Raw genomic sequence first — 18452 nt, forward strand, 5'->3', positions numbered from 1 at the left:
GGCACCCGGCCTTATCGGGAGCGTGGCGGCCCGCCGGTCGGGTTGGTTGTGGTGTCCACGCCGACGTTGAGGGAGACCGTGTAGCCGCTGGTGACGTCGCCGGTCACGGTGGCGAGCTGGGTGGCGCCGCTGTCGTCGCCGAAGACGTTGTCGTCGGTCAGCGTGACCTCGGCCAGTTTCGAACGTGACTGCCCGTAGCCGGATTCCGCGTAGACCTTTTCGCACACGTCCTTCGGCAGCGCGACCTGGGAGATGGCGATGGCGTTCGCCGAATCGCTGATGCTCGCCTGGTCGGGATAGACCTCGAAGTGGATGTGCGGCCACCGGCCGTCGTAGCAGGCGGGGAAGACGCTCGTGTACTTGACGCGCCCGCCGTCGTCGGCGATCTGCACGCCCCGCAGGTAGTTCTCGTTCTCGACGCCATCGGAATACATGGAGTACTTGCCGTCGCGGTCGCAGTGCCAGACGTAGACGGCGACTCCGGCGAAGGCACTGCCGCCCTGGGCCAGGTTCGCGATGGTCAGCTCCAGCGACATCGGCACACCGGCCGCGGTGGTGGTCGAGGTGCCGAAGCTGGAACGGATGTCACCGCGGACGACACCGCTTTCGGCCAGGATGTCGGGCCCGTTCGAGCCGTCGCCCGGGAACGGTCCGGCGGTTTCGTCCGGGATCTCCACGAGCCCGGCGGAGGACGGGGACGACGCGGTGCTCGACGTGGTGGCGGAGCTGCTGTCGGAGCCGGTACCGCACGCCGTCAACGCCACACCGGCCGCGCCGAGACCCAGCACACGCAGCGCGCGGCGGCGGCTGAACAGGGTGCCGATGTCGAAACCGAGCCCTTGATCCACGATTTCGTCGTCCGGCCGGGCCAGCGCCCGGCCCTCGTAAGTCAGTTCGGGTTCTCGCATGTCACGACCCTCGCACCGATTCCTGTGCGTTCCTTGTGCGAATCCTGTTGGGTTCATGTCGGCGCCGGCAGCGGGCAGTCGGTAACACGGTGTTTCTGGAAACGCGGCGTTACTGTACTGTCGATCGCATGGAGTTCCTCCCAGCCGTGGCCGCGTTCCTCAGCTTGCCGCTCTTCCTGGGCGCATTCGCGTGGTACGCCGTGCGCGCGCGCCGTCGCGGCGGCGGCCAGTCACTGATGGGACCGTTCGAGGAGATCTGGGACCCGATCGCGCACAAGACGAACATCGAAATCCGGATCGAGGCCGAGCGGAGCCCGGAGACTCCGTCGCCGGGCGATCCGCCGGAGCTATCGGGCCTACGGCGCTACCGGCCCGCGGAGCCCGGCCGCCGAGCGGACGAGTGACGCGACCGCCGGTGAGTGACTGCTCGGCGGCCAGGCGAGCACCGTGGTGACCTCCGGCGCGTCGCGGACGTCGGCCAGCATGAGCTGATCGTGTGATGCGAGTGGATGCTTGGCGGGAAGGATCGCGACCTGGCCCTCGACGAACAGGTCCTCGGTGTCGAACCCGGCGAGGTCGTCGACGTTCTCCGTACCGTCTTGGACACGAACGTCTTCGGTGCCGTGCGGGTGACAAACGCGATGCTCCAGACCGGCCCGGCCATGGCCGCCTGCGCGCCGTTGAAGTCGATGCTCAACAGCGTCACGGCCCAGTACGCCCGCCGGCTCGCCACCCTGCCGGACGGCGGACCGCGCGGCGGCTTCTTCGACGACAACGGCGTCGTCCCCTGGTGACTACATCTGCTCGGCGAGATCGCGCGCGACGTCGATGGTGATTTCCCGCGTCCGGATCGCGAGCGGGGATTCGGTCCGCCAGCCGGGCCAGTGCAGGGCCAGTTCGCGGGACGGTGACGGCTTCAGCCGGTGGAAGCTGAGCTGGTCGTCGGACCAGGCGTCGGTGCCGTGCAGGGCGAGCCAGGGCAGGACGGCGCAGCCGATGCCGACGCGCACCATGGACAGAATGGTTTCGTGGCCGGTGGTGCGGAACACGAACCGCGGGTGCGCGCCGGCGCGGGCGAAGGTCCGTTCCAGCCACCGCTGATGGTAGGTGGGCGGCCAGGCGACCATCGGCGCGTCGTCGAGCAGCTTCACCGACACCGGCCCGGCCGGGAACGCACCCGCGCCCGCGACCAGGAGGTACTGCTCGTCGAAAAGCTTGACGTGCTGGACATCTCCTTCGACGGGGCCGTCGTGGAACATCAGGTCGAGTTCCCCGATCCGGGGATCGTCGGGCCTGACGTCGGTGAGCCTGATGTCGCAGCCGGGATGCTCGTCCAGCAGGCGCCGGATGACCACGGGCAGGATGCGGTTCGAGACGCCCTGGAAGGTGCCGATGTCGATCCGCCCGTTGCCCGCCCGGAACCGGTCGACGGCGTTGGTGAGAACGTCGGCCTTCGCCAGCAGGTCGCGGCCGTGGGCCAGGACCACCTCGCCGAGCGGGGTGATCCGGACGGGCCTCGGCCCACCGGGACGGTCGAAAACCGGGCCGCCGACGGCTTTCTCCAGTGCGGCGATCTGCTGGCTGATCGAGGATTGGGTGTAGCCGAGCCGGGTCGCCGCCTGGCCGAAGGTGCCTTCTTCGGCGATCACGGCCATGGCCCGCAGGTACCGCAGTTCGACGTCCGCCATGACGGCAAGCATAAGGGATGGCGATCGTCTTGATCCGATTCTATCGCTTTTCGTGATGCTTTCGGCGGCTTAGCGTCATTGGCATGACAAACGCGAGCACGCTCGAACCGGCAGTCACCTCGGCTCCGAAGCGGCCGTCCTGGCCGCAACTGGGACTGCCCAAACTGGTCTGGGCACTGGCGGCCACGCACTTCGTCGGCCGGGCCGGTGGTGTGGTGCGGTCGTTTCTGGTGCTGTACCTGACGCAGGCGCAGCACCTCTCGCCCGCGACCGCGGGAGCGGTGGTCGCGGCCGTCGGCGTCGGGGACATCGGCTCCCAGTTGCTCGGCGGCTGGCTGGGAGACCGGATCGGGCGGCGCAACACGATGCTGGTGGGCTTCATCGGTGCCGCCGGGGCGCTGGCCGCGCTCGGCTCGGCGGATTCGATGCCCGGGATCTGGGCGGCCGCGGTGGGGGTCGGGCTGACGATCGAGCTGTTCCGCCCGGCCGGGTCGGCCGCGGTGGCCGATCTGCCGACGGCACAACGAATCCGTGCGTTCGGGTTGCTCTACTGGGCGGCCAATCTCGGCTTCTCGGTGGCCACGGTGATGGCCGGGATCCTGGCCAAGTACGGCTACGGCCTGCTGTTCTGGATCAACGTGGTGGCCTCGCTTGTCGCGGCGCTGATCGTCTGGCGTCAGGTGCCCGAAACCCGTCCGGCCGGGTCGGTGCGGACGCGGCGGGCGCTGCTGCCCGTGCTGCTGCGGGACCGGTTGATGCTCGCGATGATGGCGATCCACGCCGGGTACTTCACGCTGTTCCTGCAGACCTTCACCACGTTGCCGCTGCTGATGACCGCCAGTGGTCTCGGCCCGGCGACCTACGGCGGGGTGCTGGCGTTGAACGGGATCTCGATCGTGGCCCTGCAGCCGTGGGCGGTCCGGCTGCTCGCCGGTCGCAACGGCAGCGCGGTGTCGGCCGTGTCGATGCTGCTGGCCGGGCTGGGTGCCGCGCTCGGCGCGGTGAGCCACAGCCCCGCCGCCTTCGCCGGATCGGTTCTGGTCTGGACCCTCGGCCAGATCGGCATCGCCGTCCGCTTCGGTGACACCTTCGCCGAACTCGCACCGGCCGAGCTGCGCGGCAGGTACATGGGCCTCGCCTCGACCACCTGGAGCGTCGGCGCGGTGCTCGGCCCGCTGGCCGGAACCGCACTGCTCGACGTGGCCGGTCCCGCCGCTCTCGGAACAGCGTGCGCCATCGGCGGAGTCGTACTCTTCGTCGCTCAGCGGGCACTCATCCCGGCACTGCGCCGCCGGGCCGCGGCACACGAAACGAACGGCGACCGGTGAACTCCGGGCACCGATCAGGACTGGTCCAGGGCCCGTTCGATCGCGCGGCGGGCGCGGCCGGCGGCGGTCCGGTCGTGCTGGAGCTGCATGGCCGCGTTCAGCGCCAGTCCGGCGGCGAGGATCTCGAACAGCGCCTGGTCGACGTCGAACCGGGCGGGCAGCTCGCCCTTCTCCACCGCCGCGGTCAGGTCCGCCCGCAGCTGTTCGCGCCAGCGCGACCACACCTCGGCCACGGCGTCGCGGACCCGGCCCGGGCGGCTGTCGTACTCGGAGAGCGCGGCGGTCATCAGGCAGCCGCCCGGCAGCAGTGGTTCTTCCAGGTAGTCAACGGAGTTGGCGCACACCACGCGCAGCCGACGCAGCCCCGGCGGCTCGGCCAGTGCGGGTTCGACCACCCGGTGCCAGAAGTCGACGAACGCCTTGTCCAAAGTGGAGATCTGCAGCGTCTCCTTGGTGCCGAAGTGCTTGTGCACGCCGGACTTGCTCATCTCCAGCTCCTCGGCGAGCCTGCCGATGGTGATGCCGTCCAGCCCTTCCTCGGAGGCGATCTCGGCGGCCCGGCCGAGGATCCGGCCCCGGGTGGCCCGCGCTTCGGTCGCTGAGCGTCGCGGTGACATGCGACGAGGATAGCGTACGCACGTTCGCTATTGATTTGGTGAACGCCCGTACGCTAAATTCCGGTCCTCTCCTCACCGAGACGAATGGAGCGCGAGATGAGGGTGCGACGACTGGGCTGGGCCGGGCTGGAACTCGAGGCGGACGGCGAGCGACTGGTGATCGACTACGTGCGGGACCTCTCGCCGCTGTTCACCGGATGGAAGCCCGGCGAGGGACTGGCGATGCCGGGTGGGACGGTCGCCGCCGCGCTGGTCACCCACCTGCACCGGGACCACACCGACGCGGCCGCGCTCGCGGAAGTGCTGGCGTCCGGGGCGCCGGTGTTCCGCCCGGCGCCCGGCCACGGCGACGACGTGGACAACGTGACGACCCTGCTCGCCGAGCGCGAGCTGACCCTGCGCGGACTGGCTGCCGAGGTCGTGGACACCTGGTCCACTCGCGACACCGGGCCGTTCCGCGTCACCGCGGTTCCCGCCGTTGACGGGCTGGGGGATCCGCAGCTGAACTGGGTGGTGGAAGCCGAGGGGCAGCGGCTTTTCCACGGCGGCGACACGATGTTCCACGGCTACTGGTGGCTCATCGCGCGGCGGTTCAGCCCGTTCGACGCGGTGTTCCTGCCCGCCAACGGTGCGGTGGTCGACGCACCGCACCTCCAGCCGCCGAGTCCGCTGCCCGCCGCGCTGGACCCGAGACAGGCCGCCGCGGCCGCGGAAATCCTCGACGCCCGATACGCGGTGCCGATGCACTACGAGGCGGAGCAACCGGACAAGATCGCGGGCTACGTCGAAATCGCCGACCCGGAGACGGAATTCCGCGAGCACGCCGGAGCGCGCGCACGCGTTCTGCCCATCGGCGAATGGCTGGATCTGGCCGGCGGACTACCCGCCTGACGTCAGCTCGGCGAACCGCTGGAGGTAGAGCGGCCAACCGCCATCGGAGGCTACGCCGTCCCGGCCGTTTTCCCAGCCCGCGCCGTGGCGGTCCAGATGGCGGTGCTCGAGTTCGACCCTGGTGCGGTCCGGTCCGTCGGCGATGAAGCGCACCTCGACCTCGCTGCACCGGCCGGGGTCGCTTTCGAGCTGCCACTGGGGACTGATGTCCCAGCTGATCACGAACCGGTGTGGTGGCTCGAACGCGAGCACCCGCGCCCAGCGGCACACCGACCCGTCCTCGCCACGGTCGTAGACCGAGCCGCCGACGCGGGTTTCGAAGACGGTCTCGGCGATCGGCGCGGCCGGCAGGTTGTGCCGGCGGGGCTTGATCCGGTCGAACTTCTCGGTGAACACGGCGAAGGCGCGCTCGATCGGGACCGCGACCTCGATCCCGCGCCGTACGGAGGTGTCGGCGGACGTGCTGGTCATGGTTGCCCCGTTTCCGCGATTCGCTTGAAGTTCTCCAGGGCGTTGCCCCAGAACTCGTCCAGCTCCTCGCGCAGGGTGGCGAGGCCGTCGAGATCGACCTCGTAGATGCGTCGCGTGCCCACCGGGCGGACCAGCACCAGGCGGGCCTCCTTCAGCACCCGCAGGTGCTGCGACACCGCGGGCCTGCTGATCGGCAGCTCGTCGGCGATCTCGGTGACCGACCGGGGCCGCTGGGCGAGGCGCCGCAGGATCTGGCGGCGGCTCGGATCACCGATTGAGTCACGAACGGTTCAGAGCAGCCAACGGTGGTCGCCGGCCAGTTGCTCCCAGCGCCTTCCCAGTCCCCAGGTGTGCCCGGCGTACACGGCGGCGAGCACGATGAGGACCAGCGCGTAGATCAGGTGGTACTCGATGACCGGGTTGGTGGAGCGGGTCGCTTCGCCGGTGTCGGTGAAGCGCGCGGGCGGCCACTCCGCGACCCACATGAGCAGCATCATCACCGTGCCGGTGACCGCGGCGACGCGCAGGCCGATGCCGAGCACCACGGCGACGCCGATGCCGAGCAGGCCGATCATGAACAGCCAGTCCGCCCACCAGGCGCCTGCCCAGCCGCGCAGGGTTTCCGCGAATGGTCCACTGTGGACGCCGCTGAGGAAGCCCTTGGTGGGGGAGCCGCCGTTGAGCCAGGCATTGGCGGACGGGGTGGCGTAGCCCCAGCCGAACGCCTTGTCGGCGAAGGCCCACAGGAACAGCAGGCCGGTGGCGATGCGCAGCACGGCGATCGACTGACCGGCACCGGTGGACACGCGCGCCGGGCCGGCGACTCGGGATTCCCGGATCGACGTGGTCATTCCTTCCGCTCGGGGATTCCAGCCTGGCGGGGCGGGTTTGGCCTGTCCGGGGGCGAAGGTCCCCGCGGCCGGGGACGATCGGCCGGGCTTCGTGCCGCCGGGCAGCTGTCCGGACTCAGCGGTGCCCAAAGGCCCTGTAACCGGTGACCGCGGTCCCTGCCCGGCCGCGCCGCCGGTGACAAGAGTGGTGGACAGACTTTGCGGAGGTCGTGCGATGAACTTCTCCACTGCGGAGATCGGGGCGCTGGCGCGTGCGGTCGGCCACGCGCCCTCGGTGCACAACACCCAGCCGTGGTCGATCGAGCCGCGAGGTGATCTCGTCGACTTGTACGAGCGGTTCGAGGTGTCGCTGCCGCGGCACGATCCGACGGGCCGGGACCGGGTGATTTCGTGCGGGGCGGCCCTGGTCAACCTGGAGACCACCGTGCGGGCACTCGGCTGGGGTGCGGAGACCACGCTGTTTCCGCAGGCTGACCGGCCGGATCTAGTGGCCGAAGTCCGTGCGGCCGGGCGCGCCGACAAGACCGATTCGATCGCGGCCCGCTACGACGCCGTTTTCCGGCGCCACAGCTACCGGCAACCGTTCCGGCTGAGCCGCCTGCACGCCGATCGGCTGCGTTCGTTGAGCCAGGCGGTCGGAGAGGACGGCACTCAGGCGCGGGTGATCGATCACCGGAACGAATCCGCGGACCTGGCCGAATTGCTCGGCTACGCGGCCCGTGTGCTCCAGGACGACGCCGCCTACCAGCGTGAGCTGACGGCGTGGACCGCGTTGCCGGAGTCCGCCGACCGGATGAGCCTGCCGTGGGCGGGCCTGGTCCGGCATGGCACGCGGGTACCGGACGAGATCACCTTCACCGCCCGGCTGGCCCAGGAAGGACTCCTCGTGGTGCTCACCCCGGACGACACGCGGCGGGACCACCTGCACGCCGGCGCCGCGATGCAGCGGATCTGGCTCGAGGCGGTGGCCGGTGACCTGGTGGCGTCCGTGGTGACCCAGCCGCTGCACCTGCCCGAGGTCCGCGCCGGGCTGATCGAGCGGCTCGGCCTGGAGGGCTATCCCCAGCTGCTCATCCGGGTCGGGTACCCGACCCCCGCCCTTGGCTCGACCGGACAGGGCAGTTGTCCGGTCGCGGTGATCCGTCCCGGGGCCTGAGAGCCGATCGGTGACAGCGGGAATGGCGGCAGACCAACGGCGGAAGGAGTTGCGCTATGCGTGCGTGGCGAGTCCGGCGGCCGGGGCCGCTCAAGAGCCGTCCGCTTGTGCTGCGGGAAGAGCCGTTGCCGGAACCGCGACCGGGTGAGCTGCTGGTGCGGGTGCTGGCCAGTGGTGTGTGCCGGACCGATCTGCATGTCGCCGAAGGTGATCTCCGTACGCACGGTCCGTCGGTGATTCCCGGGCACGAGGTGGTCGGTGAGGTGGTGGATTCCGGCGGTGGTGAGCTGAGCGGCTTCGCCATCGGGGATCGGGCCGGGATCGCGTGGCTGCGCGGGACCTGTGGGACGTGCCGGTATTGCTTGCGTGGCGCGGAGAACCTCTGTCCACATTCGACATATACCGGGTGGGACGCCGATGGTGGATATGCCGAGTACGCGGTGGTTCCGTCGGCCTACGCCCATCCGCTGCCCACGGGCTACGAGGACACCGAGCTGGCCCCGTTGCTGTGCGCCGGCGTGATCGGTTACCGTGCGCTGAAGCGGGCCGAGCTGCCGATGGGTGGGCGACTCGGGATCTACGGTCTCGGCGCGAGTGCGCACCTGGCCGCGCAGGTGGCGCTCGCCGGTGGGGCGACGGTGCACGTGATGACCCGGAGCCTCGCCGCGAGGGAGCTGGCGCTGGCACTGGGCGCCGCCTCGGCGGGTGGGGCCGCGGATCCGCCGCCGGAGCCGCTGGATTCGGCGATCCTGTTCGCGCCGGTCGGTGAGCTGGTGCTGCCCGCGCTGGCCGCGCTCGACCGCGGTGGCACCTTGTCTATCGCGGGTATCCATCTCAGTGAGATCCCCGCCTTGGACTACCAGCGTCACCTTTTCCAGGAACGGCAGGTCCGCAGCGTCACCGCGAACACCCGCGCCGACGCGCGGGAGTTCTTCGCCTTCGCCGCGAACCACCGGCTCGAGGTGAGCACCAGCGAGTACCCGCTGATGCACGCCGATCTCGCGCTCGCCGACCTGGCCTCGGACCGGGTCGACGGCGCGGCTGTGCTGGTCCCGCGCTGACGGCCAAAGTCCCCGCGGGAAGGGCAGAACGGCCGCATTCCCGGCGCGGTTCCCGCGGATAGCTTCGATTCGTCGGTAACGAACGAAGGTGAGGGAACGGCGATGAATGCGTCACCAACGGGCAATCCACCGGTCGTGGTGGCGGTCGATGGTTCCGAGCCTGCGCTCGCGGCTACGCGGTGGGCGGTGGAGGAAGCCGTCCGGCTGCACGCGCCGTTGTTCATCCTCAGCGCTTATGGGCTCGATGATGTGTCCTTCGCGATGCGGGTGTATCCGCCGCAGGAATGGCTGGAGGCCAAAAAGCAGGCCGCCGAGCACATCGTGCGCGACGCCGAGGCCGTCGCGCGCGAGATGGCGCCCGATCTGCCGGTCCAGACCAGGGTGAGCCCGCTCGGGTCGGTGTCGGTGCTGCGCGAGGTGTCCACCCACGTGCGGATGATCGTGCTCGGCAAGCCCGGTGGCGTGGTGCGCGGGCTGGTGGTCGGTTCGACGTCGATCCCGGTGCTGGCCGGGGCCGAGTGCCCGGTCGTGGTGGTGCGTGGCCGTGATCGTGGTCGCCCGCAGGAAGGGCCGGTGGTGGTCGGGGTCGATGGTAGTCCGATGAGTGAGGCGGCGATCGCGCACGCCTTCGCTGAGGCTTCGTTGCGGGGGGTTCCGTTGGTCGCGTTGCACAGTTGCCACGATGCGGACCCGGCGGGGTTGTTCAGTGAGGGCAGCGCTTATTTCGAGTGGGAGTCGGTCATCACCGCGGAAGAGCGTCTGCTCGCGGAACGGCTTGCGGGCTGGCAGGAGCGGTATCCGGATGTCGAGGTGGAGCGCGTGGTGGCGCGGGACAGGCCCCGGCAGCAGTTGCTCGAATTGAGTAACAAGGCGCAGTTGGTGGTGGTCGGCGGCCGTGGGCGTGGCGGGTTCGCCGGACTGGTTCTCGGCTCGACGAGCCAGGCGCTGGCCCATCACGCGAACTGCCCGGTGATGGTCGTCCGCACGCATCCGGAGGGAGCGCGGTCATGAACCTGAGCACGGTCGCCGCGGTGATGACCGCAGGCCCGGTCACGGTGGGGTTGTCGGCGACGTTCAAGGAGATCGCGGAGAACATGGCCGCCCACCGGATCAGCGCCGTCGGCGTGACCGATGCCGAGGGTGTGCTGGCCGGAGTGGTCTCCGAGGCGGATTTGCTGGCGCACTACCGGGTCTGGCCGAAACGGTGGCACCGGCTGGTGCACCGCGCGGAGCGTCGGAAAACGGCGGCCCGGATCGCGGCCGAGTTGATGAGTGCCCCGGTGCTGACGGTGGAGGCCGGGGATTCGCTCACCACCGCGGCGGCGCGGTTCGCCGAAACGGGAGTGCGGCGGCTGTTTGTGGTCCGCGACGGGAAACCGGTCGGTGTGCTGGCCCGGCACGACCTGGTCAGTGTGTTCGCCAGGGACGACGGGGAGATCCGGCACGAGATCGAGAACACCGTGCTGTGGGGGGAGTTCTCGCTCGGTCCGGATCGGGTGCGGGTGCTGGTGGAAAGCGGCGTGGTCACCGTGGCGGGTCGTCTCGAGCGGCGTAGCGAGGTCGCGCCGGTGGGCAGGCGGATCGGGCAGGTGCGCGGGGTGGTCGCCGTGGACAACCGGCTCGACTACGTGTGGCAGGACGCGGAGGTGGCTGCCGATGCGCGCTCGTGAGCTGATGACCTCACCGGTGATCACCGTTCGGCCGACCACCTCCGCGAAGGAGGCCGCTTCGCTGTTGGCCGAGCACGGTTTCACCGCGCTGCCCGTGATCGACGAGGACGACCGGCTGATCGGCATCGTCACCGAAGCCGATCTGATCCGTGACCGCGTGCCCCGCGACACCCGGTACCAGCGCCGCGAAACCCCGCGCCCGGTGCCCGATCTCGACGTGGCGTCGTTGATGACCTCGCCGGCGGTGGCCATGGGCAGCGGCGCCGACGTGGCCGATCTGTGCCGCGCACTGCTCGACGACCGCATCCGCGCGATGCCCATTGTGGACGGTTCCACCGTGATCGGCATCGTGACCCGGCGGGACGTGCTTCGGGCGCTGGCCCGCAGCGACACCGACATCGCCGCCGACGTCCGGCACCACCTGGAGATCTACGGCGGCCCCGGCCGCTGGCAGGTCGAAGTCCACGACGGGGTGGTCCGCATCGTCGACGCCTACGACAGCGAAACCGACCGCCACGTGGCCACCCTGCTCGCGCAGGCCGTGCCCGGCGTGATCGACGCGCGCACCGTGTCCGAATCCAGAGAAGGGCTTGTGTGATGGAGAACAAGATCGTCGTCGGGGTGGACGGCTCGGCCGCGTCCGGCACCGCCGTGCGCTGGGCCGCCCAGGAGGCTGGTCGCCGTCACCTCGGCCTGCACATCGTGCACGGCTTCCGCGCGACCGAGCTGTACTACGGCGGCGGGCTGGCGATCCCGTCGAAGCTGATCGATTCCCTGCGCGAAGCGGGGGAACAGGTGCTCAAAGACGCCGAGCGGACCGCGCGAGGCGTGGTCGAGGACCTCAGTATCTCCACGGATATGCCGACCGAGCCGCCGGTGCCGCTGTTGATCGACTTGTCTCGCGAGGCTCGCATGATCGTGGTGGGACACAGCGGCCGCAGCGCGTTCACCGGCATGCTCGTCGGGGCTACGGCCGCCATGGTGGCCAGTCACGCGCACTGTCCGGCGGTGGTGGTCCGGATGCGTGAGGACAGCGGTGACCTGCCGGTGTCCGGGCCGGTGGTGGTCGGTGTCGACGGCAGTCCGAACAGCGAGCAGGCGCTGGCCACGGCGTTCGAGGAGGCGTCGCTGCGGAACGCGCCGCTGGTGGCGCTGCACGCGTGGAGCGATGTCACCTACGACGATTTCTACGGCGCCTCCCGGCTGCCGTCGCCGTGGGAGGCGATTCGCGACGAGGAGGAGCGGTTGCTCGCCCAGCGACTGGCCGGGTGGCAGGAGAAGTACCCGACCGTGGAGATCCGGCGTGAACTGCTCCGCGACCGGCCTCGGCACGCCCTGCTGGAGCACTCCGCGCAGGCGCAGCTGCTTGTCGTGGGCAGCCGTGGCCGCGGCGGGTTCACCGGCATGTTGCTCGGTTCCACCAGTCAGGCCATGATCCAGCACGCGCAGTGCCCGGTGCTCGTGGTGCGCCCGGAGAAAGCGAAGTGACCGCGGTCCCCGCCGGGGTCGTAGGCTGGTCGTCGGCGGGAAGGGCGCGCACGCATGATCCGGGTGTTCTTGGTGGACGACCACGAGGTGGTGCGGCGCGGGGTCGCCGACATGCTCGACGAAGAGGACGAACTCGAGGTTGTCGGGCAGGCGTCGAACGTGTCGGAGGCGCTGGCCAGGATTCCGGCGCTGCGCCCGGATGTGGCGGTGCTCGACGTCCGGCTCCCGGATGGCAACGGTGTTGAGCTGGCGCGTGAGCTGCGGTCGAAGCTGCCCGAGCTGAACATCCTCATGCTCACCTCCTACACCGATGAGCAGGCGATGCTGGACGCGATCATGGCGGGTGCCAGTGGGTACGTGTTCAAGGACATCAAGGGCATGGACCTGGTCTCGGCGGTTCGCGAGGTGGGTTCGGGTCGTTCGCTGCTGGACGCGCGGGCGACGGCGGCGCTGATGACGAAGCTTCGCGAAAGCGCGGAGAAGAAGGGCCCGCTGGCCCAGCTCAGCGATCAGGAGCGGACGCTGTTCGAGCTGATCGGCGAGGGGCTGACCAATCGTGAGATCGCCGAGCGCATGTTCCTGGCGGAGAAGACCGTCAAGAACTACGTCTCCCGGCTCCTGACCAAGCTCGGCCTGCAGCGCCGGACGCAAGCCGCCGTTCTGGCCACCGAGTTGCGCGGAGGCGCGGCCCGGGACTACGAGCGCTAGCCGCTCCAGCGCGATCTGCCTGGCTAAACGCTGACCATCACCTCGCGCAGGGGGCGGCGCGGAGTCCACGAGGCGGGTGAGCCGTAGCCGACGCGGAGGATCATTTGTGGCCACAGCCCGCCGCCGAGTAGGTGGTGTAGTTCGCGCCGGACTTCCGGGACCTCGACCGGCTGGGAGATGAACGAGGCGTCCAGACCGGCCGCGGTCGCGGTGAGCAGGACCCGCTGCAGGGCCTGACCCGCCCGCAGACGGTCCACCGCCTGGTCGCCGAAGGAACCGAGGACCACAACGAGCGGCTCGTCACCGCCTGCCGGGCCGCGTGCGCCGTTGCTTCCGAAATCCCGCAACGTCCAGTCTTCGCCCGACACCACGCCTGCCGCGGCGAGTGGCACACCGTCTCGCGATCCCGGCGTCCGCCGTGTCCACCGGCGCCATTCGGCCAGGAATTCGGCGTCCGCGACCTGCACCTGGTGGGCCTTTTCCGCCAATGAGCGGAGCTGGTCGCGCTGCTCTTGATCGAGTACCGGCATCCAGGCGTGCTCGACCTCGGCCGCGCGGCGCAGGTCGGCGAGCAGGTGGCCGGGCACCGGCGTGGCGGTGAACGGCATGCGGTTCGTGTGCCGGTGGGGAATAGCCTTGGCCAGCCTGGTGACGCGCGCGTCCGGTGCGCGGAGGGCGAGTGGCCGCACGGTGGCCAGCAGCGTGGGTTCCTCGCGCCGCGGCAGCAGCACGGTGGCGGGGTGGATGCCTAGTGCGGTGATCGCCGTGCGCAGGTTGAACAGCGCGGCCCCGCAGGACAGCAGGAGTTCGCGCCGGTCGGGGTCGGTGGCCGGCAGCGCCCGCGTGAGGTCTGCGTGCAGTTCGATGGCGCCGGGGGAGCAGCGGAACAACCAGGGCTGCGTGTTGTGCGTCGACGGGGCCAGCACGGCGGCCCGGAGCACGGATTCCACTTGGTCGGGCTCCAGCTTGGCGACCGCGGCTGGTTGCATGAGCTTTCTTCCCCTCACTGGCGAAGCACGGCAGACTGGCTGCTGACCTCGCTCGAGTGTGCCTGTGGCCGTCGGGCCGGAGTAAGGGAAGAAAATCACCGCCACACCGGGAAAGTCCCGGACGGAACGGAGATCACCACCATGTCCAGCGCCCCGGGGAGCAGGGACGAAGGCGGCGGCGCTCGCCGCGTGACCGGAACGCTGTCACAGCTCCGGGTCCGGGAGGTGCTGCGTGATCTGCAGGACCGCATCGAGCTGCTGATCGATACGCGGGACAAGATGGACGGCCTGCTGGACGCGGTGCTGGCCGTGGCGTCCGGCTTGGAACTGGACACCACCCTGCGGCGCATCGTGCAGGCCGCGATCGACCTCGGTGAAGCACGCTATGGCGCGCTCGGGGTGCTCGCGGAGGCGGAGCACACCTCACTGGCCGAGTTTGTCTACATCGGAATCGACGAGCGGACCCGGGACCGGATCGGCCATCTGCCGGAGGGGCACGGGCTGCTCGGACTCGTCATTGATGAGGCGAAACCGCTGCGGGTGGACGAGATTTCGCGTCACCCGGCGTCGGTTGGCTTTCCCGCGAACCATCCGCCGATGCACTCGTTCCTTGGTGTGCCGGTGCGGGTGCGGGATGAGGTGTTCGGCAATCTGTACCTGACCGAGAAGCAGGGCGGGGGTGAGTTCACCGAGGACGACGAGGTGGTGTTGCAGGCGCTGGCCGCGGCGGCCGGGATCGCCATCGAGAATGCGCACCTCTACGAGCAGGCCCGGCTGCGCCAGCAGTGGCAGGCCGCCACCAGCGAGGTGACCACGGAACTGCTGGCAGGCACCGAACCGGCCGAGGCGCTGAACCTGATCGCCAGCCGGGCTCTCGAACTCACCGGATCCGACGTGACCCTGCTGGCGTTGCCCTATTCGGCTCAGTTCGACGTGGAGGAGGACTGGGACGACAGCGCCGAAGAGCTGACGGTGCTGGTGTGCGCCGGTGCCCGGTCGGCGGAGCTCACCGGGGTCCGGGTGGAGGTGGCGTCCTCGGTGCTGGGCTCGGTGTACCGCGATCGCACTCCGCGCAACGCGGCCGAGGTGATGCTGGGGAACTCGACGTTCGGGCCTTCGCTCGTAGTGCCGCTGCGCGCTGGTGACCGGACCTCCGGGGTGCTGATGGCGGCCAGGGAGTGCGGTGCGCCGGGCTTCGCCGCGGACCAGCTGCCGGTGATCGCCTCGTTCGCCGACCAGGCGGCGCTGGCCTTGCAGCTGGCGACGCAGCAGCGCACCGCGCGCGAGCTGGACGTGCTCGCCGACCGCGACCGCATCGCCCGCGACCTGCACGACCATGTGATCCAGCGGCTGTTCGCGGTGGGCCTGGCCATGCAGGGCACGCACCGGCGGGCCAAGTCGCCGGATGTGCGGCGGCGGCTCGGGGAGAGCATCGACCAGCTGCACGAGATCGTGCACGAGATCCGCACCGCGATCTTCGACCTGCACGGCGGCGCGGCCGGGCACACCGGGCAGAAGCTGCGCAACCGGCTGCACGACGCCATCGCCGAACTCACCGAGACGAGCGAACTGCATCCCTCGGTGGTGATGTCCGGAACCCTGGACACGGTGCCGCAGCAACTGGCCGAGCACGCCGAGGCGGTCGTCAGGGAGGGCGTGAGCAACGCCGTCCGCCACGCCGGCGCGACCGGCCTGACCGTGACCGTGGCGGCCAAGGACGAGTTGCGAGTCACCGTGGCCGACGACGGCGCCGGGATGCCGCCCGAGGTCGCGACCAGCGGCCTGCGCAACCTCCGCGACCGCGCCGAAGCCCTCGGCGGCTCTTGCACCATCACCCCGCGCGACGGCGGCGGCACCCAGCTCGACTGGACCGTGCCGCTGCGCTGAGCCGATCGCGCCGATGCCGTTGTCAACCACCAAATGTTTTTGGCAACCGTTCTTTGTTCGTGGCGGACCGCGGTGTGTTGTTCAATAACCGACCATCGGCGGAATTGTGGTTTCGCGGCCGAAGTCAGGCTGTCCGCGGGCTGTTACACGAGTTGTGCCCGCTTCACGCGATCGTGTGGTGCGGGCAGGTGTTCGTGGTGTCGGACGGGTGAATCTGTTTAAAGTGGCGCGACTTCCCCGTGGTCGAAGTATTTCGCCTTGGATTCAGTGGGTTCTTCTGTGGCAGAAAGTGGTATTTGTGGATTTCGACGCATTGATCGCCGAGTTGCGGAACCTCCGGGAAAGCGTCACCGGGGTGACCGACACGGTGATAGCCGCGGTCGACGGGATTCCCATCGTCGCGGACGCGGCGATGAGCATCGACCCGGCGAAGCTCTCCGCGCTCGCCGCCGCCGACCTGGGCATCGCCCGTCAGGCGGTCGAGGTGACGGGCAAGGGAACGCTCGGCCAGACCGTGGTTTTCGGCAGTGCGGGCTACATGGTCGTCTACGCCATCAGCCGGTCGGCGCTGATGGTCGTCCTCGGAGACAAGGAGTTGAACGTCGGACGCCTGCTGTTCGAGTGCCGTCCCGTCATCGAGCGGATCACCTCGATCCTGGTCGCGCAGCCGGAATCCCGGCACTGACCGCCCCCGATCCCCTGGCAAACCGAAAGAAATGGAGTTCGATGAACATCGACGGAGCACTGAAGGAATCCATGTCGATCGCCGGCGCCCTCGGTGTCGCGCTGGTCGACTACGAGAGCGGGATGTCGCTCGGGACCTCCGGAGGAGGTGACTGGTTCGATCTGGAGGTCGCGGCCGCGGGCAACACCGACGTCGTCAGATCGAAGCTCCGCGTCATGTCCTCGCTCGGGCTCAACGACAGCATCGAGGACATCCTCATCACGCTGCGCCGCCAGTACCACCTGATCCGCCTGCTGGACACCGCACTCGGCGCCCGGAGCACGCTTTTCCTCTACCTGGTGCTGGACCGCGACCAGGCGAACCTCGCCCTGGCCCGGCACTACCTCAAGCGCATCGAGTCGGACCTGCAGGTCTGACCGGCACCGACGATGACCGGAGGCGGGTCCAGCATCGAGGCGCTTGCCGTCGGCTCGGCGTTCATGGGCGGCTTCGGCGAGCTGTTCCCGGCGCGGCTGAAGCTCTCCGGCGAGCAGCTGGAGTTCCTGTTCGTGCTGCCGGACCACCGAGCCGACGGTGAAGACGGTGGAGGAGTACTCGATCACCCGCTCGTCGAAGTGCGGGAGCGGATCCGTTCGCGCGGTGAAGTCGGGGCGGCTCATCCCGCCCCGCTCTTCTTCGTCGACGCCGGCGGTCGCTGGGCGCGGCTTCGCGTGGAGTTCACCGGGACCGCGGTCCGGGCGCTGATCGTGATGCCCGAGGCGGCACCCACACAGGTCCCCGGCGTGCCGTTCCACGGGGCGTGGCAGGGCCAGATGTCCGGCACGGTGAAACTGGCGCTGGACGAGATCGCGCGCATGCTCGCCCGCTGCCGGAACCAGGGGGGCGGCGCCGAGCCGCTGATCGACCTGGAACTGGCCTACCGGCACGACCGGAACCACCGCGTCCGGACGGCCGGGGCGCACGAAGCGGTCAGGGAGTTCATCGCGCCGGTCCGGCCGGTGCTCAAACTGCGCTGGCCGGTGGCGGCGTCCGCGCAGCGCAAGGCGTTCCTCGAAAACCTGGCGGAGGTCACCAGGGCCGGGAAGTGGCCACGCCGCAGGCTCACCACCCGGATCATGGGTGTCGAAACGGAACTGCCCGCCTGGATCACCAGGGACTGACCGCCAGGACACGTTGGTTCTTTCGAGTGTTGCCGTTGCCCCACCCGCGTGACGGGCTGATGATCGACCCGCGACCTCGGCTATCTCGTCGCGGATGGGAGAGCGTAAATGACCAAGCACCACTCCGAAGTCGCCCAGCTCGAGGCACTGGCCGCCGAGCTGATCGGCGAAGCACGCGGGATCGACGCCCGGCGCACCGCCCGGACCCTGGTCGGCGGCCCGGCCCAGCGGGCAACGCTGATCGCGCTGGCCGAGGGCGCCGAGCTGGCCGAGCACGACGCGCCGGTGGCGGCCACCCTCCAGGTCCTCACCGGTCAGGTGCGGCTGCACACCCACGACCGCGACTGGGTCCTCGACCGCGGGCACCTCGCGGCCATCCCACCGGAACGGCACGGGCTCATCGCGCTCACCGACGCCGCCGTCCTGCTCACCGTCGCGCTGCGGTAGACGCGCTCACCGCCAGCGTGATGGTCGTGGTCTCCCGCCCGGTGTCGTCGGTGTCCCCGGGGCAGTACGACACCGAATCGGTGAGGGCGGCCATCAACTGCCACGCGAGAGCGTCACTGGTGGGAGGCGCCTTCGCCCTGGTGGGCACCGAAACTCTCACCGTCACGTCGGCCACGCCGAGCCGGTAACGACAGCTCAGCTCGCTTCCCGGGGCGGCGTGCACGATCAGCCACGTGGCGGCCTCGTTGACGGCGACGCGCAGATCGTGCAGCGCCTCACGGACGTAGCCGCGGCGGCGGGCCACCACATCGGCCAGCGCGCGCAGGAACCACAGGCTGCCCATTTCCGCCGGTACCCGGAGTTCCACCTGTTCGGCCGGACAGGCAACCGGTGAGCCGGACAGGTCGTCGTCCATCAGCGCTCCTCGGGCGTTCCAGGGTACCGGTA

At 69.8% G+C, this 18452-nt stretch carries 23 protein-coding genes and 1 pseudogene; 16 read left to right on the forward strand and 8 right to left on the reverse strand.

The window, feature by feature from the left end:
• Positions 1-11 precede the first annotated feature (11 nt).
• Positions 12-908: a 3,4-dioxygenase subunit beta gene (locus tag YIM_RS23575; protein ID WP_153032406.1), complete on the reverse strand. Its 897-nt coding sequence runs from the start codon at positions 906-908 to the stop codon at positions 12-14.
• A gap of 128 nt (positions 909-1036) precedes the next feature.
• Here YIM_RS23575 and YIM_RS23580 point away from each other — a divergent pair, with 128 nt between their 5' ends.
• Both YIM_RS23580 and YIM_RS23585 read left to right on the forward strand, forming a co-directional pair.
• Positions 1037-1312, forward strand: coding sequence for a hypothetical protein (locus YIM_RS23580; RefSeq protein ID WP_153032407.1), 276 nt, complete (start codon positions 1037-1039; stop codon positions 1310-1312).
• A 174-nt stretch (positions 1313-1486) separates the two neighbouring features.
• Positions 1487-1702: pseudogene (locus tag YIM_RS23585) on the forward strand (dehydrogenase); the annotation flags it as partial.
• Here the strand turns inward: YIM_RS23585 and YIM_RS23590 are convergent.
• Entirely contained in the window at positions 1703-2596 is an 894-nt protein-coding gene (locus YIM_RS23590) for a LysR family transcriptional regulator (RefSeq protein WP_153032408.1), read from the reverse strand.
• 83 nt (positions 2597-2679) lie between these two features.
• On the opposite strand from YIM_RS23590, the gene YIM_RS23595 reads away from it, so the two are divergent.
• Entirely contained in the window at positions 2680-3924 is a 1245-nt protein-coding gene (locus YIM_RS23595; protein WP_153032409.1) for an MFS transporter, read from the forward strand.
• Positions 3925-3938: 14 nt separating this feature from the next.
• On the opposite strand, the gene YIM_RS23600 is transcribed toward YIM_RS23595, so the two are convergent.
• Entirely contained in the window at positions 3939-4541 is a 603-nt protein-coding gene (locus tag YIM_RS23600) for a TetR/AcrR family transcriptional regulator (protein ID WP_153032410.1), read from the reverse strand.
• A 96-nt stretch (positions 4542-4637) separates the two neighbouring features.
• Here YIM_RS23600 and YIM_RS23605 point away from each other — a divergent pair, with 96 nt between their 5' ends.
• Positions 4638-5432 carry an MBL fold metallo-hydrolase gene (locus tag YIM_RS23605; RefSeq protein WP_153032411.1) on the forward strand — a complete coding sequence of 265 codons (795 nt, stop codon included), beginning with the start codon at positions 4638-4640 and terminating at the stop codon, positions 5430-5432.
• Here the strand turns inward: YIM_RS23605 and YIM_RS23610 are convergent.
• Genes YIM_RS23610 through YIM_RS23620 form a run of 3 tightly spaced genes read right to left on the reverse strand, consistent with a single transcriptional unit; the run spans position 5421 to position 6754 of the window.
• Positions 5421-5903 carry an SRPBCC family protein gene (locus tag YIM_RS23610; RefSeq protein WP_153032412.1) on the reverse strand — a complete coding sequence of 161 codons (483 nt, stop codon included), beginning with the start codon at positions 5901-5903 and terminating at the stop codon, positions 5421-5423. The genes YIM_RS23605 and YIM_RS23610 overlap by 12 nt on opposite strands.
• The gene (locus YIM_RS23615; protein ID WP_153032413.1) at positions 5900-6178 is read right to left on the reverse strand and encodes a helix-turn-helix transcriptional regulator; all 279 of its coding nucleotides are present in this window, start codon (positions 6176-6178) and stop codon (positions 5900-5902) included. The genes YIM_RS23610 and YIM_RS23615 overlap by 4 nt, the downstream gene beginning before the upstream one ends.
• A gap of 15 nt (positions 6179-6193) precedes the next feature.
• Positions 6194-6754, reverse strand: a complete 561-nt coding sequence (locus tag YIM_RS23620; protein ID WP_153032414.1) for a DoxX family protein — start codon at positions 6752-6754, stop codon at positions 6194-6196.
• 214 nt (positions 6755-6968) lie between these two features.
• Between YIM_RS23620 and YIM_RS23625 the strand changes: the two genes are divergently transcribed.
• The 7 genes from YIM_RS23625 to YIM_RS23655 all read left to right on the forward strand — a co-directional run bounded on the left by YIM_RS23625 (position 6969) and on the right by YIM_RS23655 (position 12837).
• Positions 6969-7910, forward strand: coding sequence for a nitroreductase family protein (locus YIM_RS23625; protein ID WP_153032415.1), 942 nt, complete (start codon positions 6969-6971; stop codon positions 7908-7910).
• Between the two features lie 56 nt (positions 7911-7966).
• Positions 7967-8971: a zinc-binding alcohol dehydrogenase family protein gene (locus YIM_RS23630; protein WP_153032416.1), complete on the forward strand. Its 1005-nt coding sequence runs from the start codon at positions 7967-7969 to the stop codon at positions 8969-8971.
• A 102-nt stretch (positions 8972-9073) separates the two neighbouring features.
• A complete protein-coding gene (locus YIM_RS23635; protein WP_153032417.1) occupies positions 9074-9982 on the forward strand; it encodes a universal stress protein in 909 nt (302 codons plus the stop codon).
• Positions 9979-10641 carry a CBS domain-containing protein gene (locus YIM_RS23640; RefSeq protein WP_153032418.1) on the forward strand — a complete coding sequence of 221 codons (663 nt, stop codon included), beginning with the start codon at positions 9979-9981 and terminating at the stop codon, positions 10639-10641. Before YIM_RS23635 ends, YIM_RS23640 begins: the two co-directional genes overlap by 4 nt.
• Positions 10628-11239 carry an HPP family protein gene (locus tag YIM_RS23645; protein ID WP_153032419.1) on the forward strand — a complete coding sequence of 204 codons (612 nt, stop codon included), beginning with the start codon at positions 10628-10630 and terminating at the stop codon, positions 11237-11239. The genes YIM_RS23640 and YIM_RS23645 overlap by 14 nt, the downstream gene beginning before the upstream one ends.
• On the forward strand, positions 11239-12129 hold the full coding sequence (locus tag YIM_RS23650) for a universal stress protein (protein ID WP_153032420.1): 891 nt from the start codon (positions 11239-11241) through the stop codon (positions 12127-12129). The genes YIM_RS23645 and YIM_RS23650 overlap by 1 nt, the downstream gene beginning before the upstream one ends.
• Positions 12130-12183: 54 nt before the next feature.
• A complete protein-coding gene (locus YIM_RS23655; RefSeq protein WP_153032421.1) occupies positions 12184-12837 on the forward strand; it encodes a response regulator transcription factor in 654 nt (217 codons plus the stop codon).
• A gap of 23 nt (positions 12838-12860) precedes the next feature.
• On the opposite strand, the gene YIM_RS23660 is transcribed toward YIM_RS23655, so the two are convergent.
• A complete protein-coding gene (locus tag YIM_RS23660; protein ID WP_153032422.1) occupies positions 12861-13826 on the reverse strand; it encodes a nitroreductase family protein in 966 nt (321 codons plus the stop codon).
• 141 nt (positions 13827-13967) lie between these two features.
• On the opposite strand from YIM_RS23660, the gene YIM_RS23665 reads away from it, so the two are divergent.
• From YIM_RS23665 to YIM_RS23685, 5 genes are all read left to right on the forward strand, one after another.
• Complete coding sequence (locus YIM_RS23665) at positions 13968-15713, forward strand: GAF domain-containing protein (RefSeq protein WP_153032423.1); 1746 nt, start codon at positions 13968-13970, stop codon at positions 15711-15713.
• Between the two features lie 298 nt (positions 15714-16011).
• A complete protein-coding gene (locus YIM_RS23670; protein ID WP_153032424.1) occupies positions 16012-16398 on the forward strand; it encodes a roadblock/LC7 domain-containing protein in 387 nt (128 codons plus the stop codon).
• A 41-nt stretch (positions 16399-16439) separates the two neighbouring features.
• On the forward strand, positions 16440-16814 hold the full coding sequence (locus YIM_RS23675; protein ID WP_153032425.1) for a hypothetical protein: 375 nt from the start codon (positions 16440-16442) through the stop codon (positions 16812-16814).
• A gap of 12 nt (positions 16815-16826) precedes the next feature.
• Positions 16827-17558 (forward strand): hypothetical protein, encoded by a 732-nt coding sequence (locus tag YIM_RS23680; protein ID WP_153032426.1) that lies wholly within the window; start codon positions 16827-16829, stop codon positions 17556-17558.
• Between the two features lie 108 nt (positions 17559-17666).
• The gene (locus YIM_RS23685) at positions 17667-18005 is read left to right on the forward strand and encodes a hypothetical protein (protein WP_153032427.1); all 339 of its coding nucleotides are present in this window, start codon (positions 17667-17669) and stop codon (positions 18003-18005) included.
• Here the strand turns inward: YIM_RS23685 and YIM_RS23690 are convergent.
• Positions 17986-18420 (reverse strand): hypothetical protein, encoded by a 435-nt coding sequence (locus tag YIM_RS23690; RefSeq protein ID WP_153032428.1) that lies wholly within the window; start codon positions 18418-18420, stop codon positions 17986-17988. The two genes, YIM_RS23685 and YIM_RS23690, sit on opposite strands and share 20 nt — an antisense overlap.
• Positions 18421-18452 lie beyond the last annotated feature (32 nt).

Origin of the sequence: Amycolatopsis sp. YIM 10, assembly GCF_009429145.1 — a bacterium.
Classification (GTDB): domain Bacteria; phylum Actinomycetota; class Actinomycetes; order Mycobacteriales; family Pseudonocardiaceae; genus Amycolatopsis.